This is a genomic window from Arenimonas sp., from assembly GCF_019459675.1.
Classification (GTDB): Bacteria; Pseudomonadota; Gammaproteobacteria; order Xanthomonadales; family Xanthomonadaceae; genus Arenimonas.
In genome coordinates this window covers 1-4365 of the sequence record NZ_JAIBFH010000240.1, presented here as the reverse complement: position 1 = coordinate 4365, position 4365 = coordinate 1, and the positions used below count along the sequence as shown (strand labels likewise).

Here is a 4365-nt window from a genome sequence, read left to right as displayed (position 1 = left end):
TCGCCCCCAATGGGCGCCTTGCTCCCGACTCCCCCAATTGTACGGAATCAAACACCATGGCCCTCGAATTTCGCCTGAACCCCCTCGCGCCCGCCTCCGCCGACACCGACTGCGTCGTGGTCGGCATCTTCGGCGACGGCGGCCTGTCGCCCTCGGCCCAGGCCATCGACCAGGCCAGCGGCGGCAGGCTGGCGGCGCTGGTGGCGCGCGGCGACGTGTCGGGCAAGACCGGCCGCACCACCCTGCTGCCCGACCTCGGCGGCGTGAAAGCACCGCGCGTGCTGGCCGTGGGCCTCGGCGACGCCGCGAAATTCGCGGTGCCGCAGTACCTCAAGGCCGTGGCCGACGCCGTGCGCGCGCTCAAGTCGGGACCGTCGTCCCGCGCGCTGCTGACCCTGGTCGAACTGCCCGTGCCGGGCCGCGACGCCGGCTGGAACCTGCGCCAGGCGGCCATCGCCGCCGACCACGCGGCCTACAGCTACAGCGCCAAGCGCAGCAAGGCCGGCGATGAAGGCCTCAAGACCCTGGTGCTGCCCGCCGACGACGCCGCGCGCACCGACTTCGAGCACGGCGTGGCGATCGCCGCCGGCGTCGAACTGGCGCGCGAACTGGGCAACCTGCCGCCCAACATCTGCAACCCGGCCTACCTGGCCGACACCGCGCGCACGATTGCCGCCGACCACGCCAACGTGGCCGTGGACGTGCTTGAGCGCGCCGACATGGAAAAGCTGGGCATGGGCTCGCTGCTGGCCGTGGCGCGCGGCTCGGCCAATCCGCCCAAGCTGATCGTGCTCACCTACACCGGCGCCGGCGCGGCCAAGCCGCACGCGCTGGTCGGCAAGGGCATCACCTTCGACACCGGCGGCATCAACCTCAAGGTGCAGGGCGGCATCGAGGAAATGAAGTTCGACATGTGCGGCGCCGCCACCGTCATCGGCACGTTCGCCGCCGTTGCCAAGATGCGGCTGCCCATCAACCTGGTCATGGTCGTGCCGGCGGTGGAGAACATGCCCGACGCCGACGCCTACCGCCCCAGCGACGTGCTCACCGCCATGTCGGGCAAGACCATCGAAGTGGGCAACACCGACGCCGAGGGCCGCCTGATCCTGTGCGACGCGCTGACCTACGTGCAGCGCTTCGAGCCGCAGGCCACCGTGGACGTGGCCACGCTCACCGGCGCCTGCGTGGTGGCCTTGGGCAAGTTCGCCGCGGGCCTGATGAGCAAGCACGACGACCTGGCCACCGAGCTGCTGGACGCCGGCGAATCGGTGTTCGACCGCGCCTGGCGCCTGCCGCTGTGGGACGAGTACCAGACCCAGCTCGAGTCCGCCTTCGCCGACGTCTACAACATCGGCGGCAAGAACGCCGGCGCCATCACCGCCGGCTGCTTCCTGGCCCGCTTCACTGAAGGCCAGCGCTGGGCCCACCTGGACATCGCTGGCGTGGCCAACGGCGACGGCCGCAAGGGCATGGCCTCGGGCCGCCCGGTCGGCCTGCTGACGCAGTGGCTGATCGACCAGGCCGGCTGAGATGGCCCGCGCCGATTTCTACCTGATCGGCAAGCCGCGCTTCCGCGACCAGCCGCTGCTGCTGGTGTGCGAGCTGGCCCGCAAGGCCAGCGACGCGGGCCTGCCGATGCTGGTGCTGTGTGCGTCGGCGGCGCAGGCCGAACAGTTGGACGACCTGCTGTGGTCGTTCGACCCCGACGCCTACGTGCCGCACCAGATCGTCGGCGCCGACGAAGACGAGGAAGAAGTGCCTGTGCTGCTGGCCGCGCCCGAGCACGACGTGGCGCTGCGACCGATGGTGCTCAACCTGCGCGAAGCCGCGGTGCCCGACGGCTTCGAGCGCGTGCTGGAAGTGGTGCCGGCCGACGCGTCCGCGCGCGGGCCGCTGCGCGAGCGCTGGAAGCAGTACGTGGCGCGCGGGCTGGAAGTGGCCAAGCACGACATGTGAACCGGGATTCGCCGCGCAGCCGCGTGGCGAACAACGGCTACCTCGACGCGAGCACCGATTCCACTGCGTCGATGGCACGCGGCACGCCGTCGGTCAGCACCTCATGCCCGTCCCTGGTGACCAGCACGTCGTCCTCGATGCGGATGCCGATGCCCTGCCATTTCGACGGCACGCCCTTGGTGCCCGGTGCGATGTAGATGCCCGGCTCGATGGTGAACACCATGCCCGGCTCAAGCTCGCGGAACTCGCCGGCGACCTTGTATTCGCCCACGTCATGCACGTCCAGGCCGAGCCAGTGGCCGGTCTTGTGCATGTAGAACTTCTTGTACGACTCACTGGCCAGGGCCTGCTTGAGCGTGCCCTTGAGCAGGCCCAGCGACAGCAGCCCCTCGGTGATCGTGGCCACCGCTGCGTCGTGGCCGGCGATCCACGGCTTTCCCGGGCGCGCCTGCGCCATGGCTGCTTCCTGCGCGGACAGGACCACGTCGTAAAGCGCGCGCTGTTCGCTGGAATAGCGGCCGTTCACCGGCCAGGTGCGGGTGATGTCGGAGGCGTAATTGGCAAACTCGGCGCCGGCGTCGCACAGCAGCAGGTCGCCGTCGGCGGTGGGTGCATTGTTGTCGCGGTAGTGCAGCACGCAGCCATTGGCGCCCGAACCGACGATGGGCTCGTAGGCCGCCACGGCATTGTTGCGGCGGTAAACATACTGCAGCGCGGCTTCGACCTCATATTCTCGGCCGCCAATGCGGGTGGCGCGCATCGCCGCCAGCTGGGCCTCGCAGGCGATGCGGGCCGACTGGCGCATCAGCTTCAGTTCGCCCGGGCTCTTGAACAGGCGCAGTTCGTGCAGCAGGTGGCCCAGCTCGAGGAACTCATGCGGCGGCTGCGCGCCGTGCCGCACCTGCGAGCGCACGCGGTTCACCCAGCCGATCAGCTTGAGGTCGAACTCGGTGTCGCGGCCGAAATGGTAGTAAACCCGCGACCGTCCTTCCAGCAGGCCGGGCAGGATCTCGTCGAGGTCGGCAATGGGATAGGCGTCGTCGAAACCGTGCGCATCCACCGCCCCCTCGGTTCCGGCGCGCGGGCCGTCCCAGGTTTCGCGCTCGGGGTCGCGCTCGCGGCAGAACAGCAGCGCCTCGCCGTGCTTTCGGCCCGGCACCAGCACCAGCACGGCTTCGGGCTCGGCGAAACCGCTGAGGTACCAGAAGTCGCTGTCCTGGCGGTAGGGGTAGTGCGTGTCGTGGCTGCGCACGCGCATCGGCGCACTGGGCAACACCAGGATGGCGTCGTCGTCGGCCATGCGCATCAGATGCTTGCGGCGGCGGGCGAATTCGGCGGGCTTGATCATCGCCGCGGCGTCAGTTGAGCTTGCGGCGGTGGCGCGGGCCCAGCACGCAGTCGCTGTGCATCAGCAGGGCCGCCACGCGGATGAACTCCGACACCTCCTCCAGCGCCTCTTCGTCGGCTTCCGGGTCCTCGTAGCTCAGGTCGCTGGCGGCAATGCGGGCGATGTCGCCCAGCGCCTCTTCCGACTCCTCGGACAGCGGCGGCTTGGCGCCCGCGGCCAGGCCGAACCCGCCCAGGAAGCCCCGGCACCAGGCCACCAGGCCGTCGCCGCGCTCGCTGACCGGACGCTCGTCTTCGGGCAGCAGAAGCTCGAACTCGAAGTCGGGCGAATCAAGCTGGCGGGTGCTGGCCGCATACAGCTGGTCCACCGCGCCATTCGCCTCGGGCGGCGACAGCAGCGGATCGGACATGACCTGGGCGAACCAGCTGGCGCGGTCGTGCCGGCCACCGCCGGACAGGTAGCCGCACAGCGAGCCGTGCAGTTCACAGGCGTCAAGGCTGGCCTCGAGGGCCTGCAGCTCGGCGACGACGGCGGCGTAGGGGGGAAGCTGGGCTTCGGACATGGGTTTCCTGCCTCGGGGGTGCCCGCATTCTATCAAGCCGGGGCGGTCCCTCGTGCTGGCCGCTTGTGGCCTTTGTGGAGCCACCCTACACTCCCTAACCAGCACGGATCGAGACAGGGGACCTCCGGGCCAAATGGCGCTGTGGCGAAATCATGGCAAGTTTCCGGCGGTCCGCGCAGCGGCAACCGGCGCGATAGCCATGGCTTTGCCTGCGGTGGCCGCGGCCCAGGCCGTCGGCCCGTCCCCCGGTTTCCTGCTCCAGCTGGTCCTGTTCACCATCGCCATCGCGCTGGGGTGGCTGCTGTGGCGCGTACGCAGCGACCGCCTGCGCCAGGAAACCTCCCTGCTGGGCGAAATCCGTGAGCGCGAAGAGCGCCTCAACCTTGCCCTGGGGGGATCGGGCGACGTGTTCTGGTACTGCAACATCCGCGACAGCACCCTGTACCGCCTGGGCGCCAACCAGCTGCTGGGACAGGGCAGCCGCGAGGAGTTGAGCACC

At 69.8% G+C, this 4365-nt stretch carries 5 protein-coding genes; 3 read left to right on the top strand and 2 right to left on the bottom strand.

Annotated features, from left to right (window positions below; all coding sequences use genetic code 11):
* Positions 1 to 56: 56 nt before the first annotated feature.
* Together K0M70_RS08140 and K0M70_RS08135 are read left to right on the top strand one after the other, a co-directional pair.
* A complete protein-coding gene (locus tag K0M70_RS08140) occupies positions 57 to 1529 on the top strand; it encodes a leucyl aminopeptidase (RefSeq protein ID WP_290781300.1) in 1473 nt (490 codons plus the stop codon).
* 1 nt (position 1530) lies between these two features.
* The gene (locus tag K0M70_RS08135) at positions 1531 to 1956 is read left to right on the top strand and encodes a DNA polymerase III subunit chi (RefSeq protein WP_290781299.1); all 426 of its coding nucleotides are present in this window, start codon (positions 1531 to 1533) and stop codon (positions 1954 to 1956) included.
* A 37-nt stretch (positions 1957 to 1993) separates the two neighbouring features.
* On the opposite strand, the gene K0M70_RS08130 is transcribed toward K0M70_RS08135, so the two are convergent.
* Positions 1994 to 3304 carry an aminopeptidase P N-terminal domain-containing protein gene (locus K0M70_RS08130; protein WP_290781298.1) on the bottom strand — a complete coding sequence of 437 codons (1311 nt, stop codon included), beginning with the start codon at positions 3302 to 3304 and terminating at the stop codon, positions 1994 to 1996.
* A 10-nt stretch (positions 3305 to 3314) separates the two neighbouring features.
* Positions 3315 to 3866: a UPF0149 family protein gene (locus K0M70_RS08125; protein WP_290781297.1), complete on the bottom strand. Its 552-nt coding sequence runs from the start codon at positions 3864 to 3866 to the stop codon at positions 3315 to 3317.
* A gap of 199 nt (positions 3867 to 4065) precedes the next feature.
* On the opposite strand from K0M70_RS08125, the gene K0M70_RS08120 reads away from it, so the two are divergent.
* Positions 4066 to 4365, top strand: a 300-nt coding sequence (locus K0M70_RS08120; protein ID WP_290781296.1) for a hypothetical protein, incomplete at its 3' end; no start/stop codon positions are given.

Bases quoted from the DNA above. Each gene is read 5' to 3' on its own strand.
- K0M70_RS08135 (WP_290781299.1), top strand. From the start codon at position 1,531: ATGGCCCGCGCCGATTTCTACCTGATCGGCAAGCCGCGCTTCCGCGAC.
- K0M70_RS08130 (WP_290781298.1), bottom strand. From the start codon at position 3,304: ATGATCAAGCCCGCCGAATTCGCCCGCCGCCGCAAGCATCTGATGCGC.
- K0M70_RS08125 (WP_290781297.1), bottom strand. From the start codon at position 3,866: ATGTCCGAAGCCCAGCTTCCCCCCTACGCCGCCGTCGTCGCCGAGCTG.
- K0M70_RS08140 (WP_290781300.1), top strand. From the start codon at position 57: ATGGCCCTCGAATTTCGCCTGAACCCCCTCGCGCCCGCCTCCGCCGAC.